This window comes from Streptomyces coryli, assembly GCF_011044975.1.
In the GTDB taxonomy this organism is placed as follows: Bacteria; Actinomycetota; Actinomycetes; order Streptomycetales; family Streptomycetaceae; genus Streptomyces; species Streptomyces coryli.
This window is the reverse complement of sequence record NZ_JAAKZV010000580.1, coordinates 1-748: the sequence shown is the minus strand read 5'-3', so window position 1 is coordinate 748 and position 748 is coordinate 1. Positions and strand designations below refer to the sequence as shown.

Genomic DNA, 748 nt, shown 5'->3' with positions numbered 1-748 from the left:
GCGTCGGTCGGTCTGCGGGATGACGGTCGTGCTTGAGCGGGAAGGGGCCGGTGGGCGGGCAGGATGGGGGCGTGACTGCTGAACTTGTGCCGACGCCTGCGGGAGATGCCCGTATTACCTGGTACGCCGCCAAGAAGCCGCGGCTGACGCTTGCCCTCGGGCATGGGGCCGGTGGCACCGGGCCGTCCCGGGATCTCGAGGCCCTCGCCGCAGAGCTGCCCGCCCACGGCGTATCCGTCGCGCTCGTCGACCAGCCCTGGCGCGTGGCCGGGAAGAAGCTCGGGCCTGCGCCCAAGACCCTCGACGTCGCCTGGCGGGGGCTGTGGCCCGCGCTGGAGAAGCCCGGCCGGCCCGTCGTCGCCGGAGGACGGAGTGCGGGGGCCAGGGTCGCCTGTCGTACGGCGAAGGACCTCGGCGCGCACGCCGTCCTCGCGCTGGCCTTCCCCCTGCATCCGCCAGGGCGGCCGGAGAAGACCCGCGTCGACGAGCTGACCGGAGCAGGCGTGCCCACCCTCGTGGTGCAGGGCGAGCGGGACACCTTCGGCACACCGGAGGAGTTCCCGGAGGCTACGAAGCTGCACCCCATCCCCTGGGCCGATCACAGCTTCGCCGTGCCGAAGGCGGCCGACATCACGCAGGACGATGCCCTGCGCCTCCTCACCGACGGCGTGGCCGACTGGCTCGGCCGGCTCTAGCACCAAGCACCAGACCACCGCCCCACCACAGCGCACCCGGCGCCCGGCAGGCC

The 748-nt window shown here is 73.7% G+C and carries 1 protein-coding gene; it reads left to right on the top strand.

Translation table 11 applies throughout. From position 1 onward, the window contains the following. Positions 1 to 71: 71 nt before the first annotated feature. Entirely contained in the window at positions 72 to 695 is a 624-nt protein-coding gene (locus tag G5C51_RS42295) for an alpha/beta family hydrolase (RefSeq protein WP_165246261.1), read from the top strand. The last annotated feature ends 53 nt before the right edge of the window (positions 696 to 748 follow it).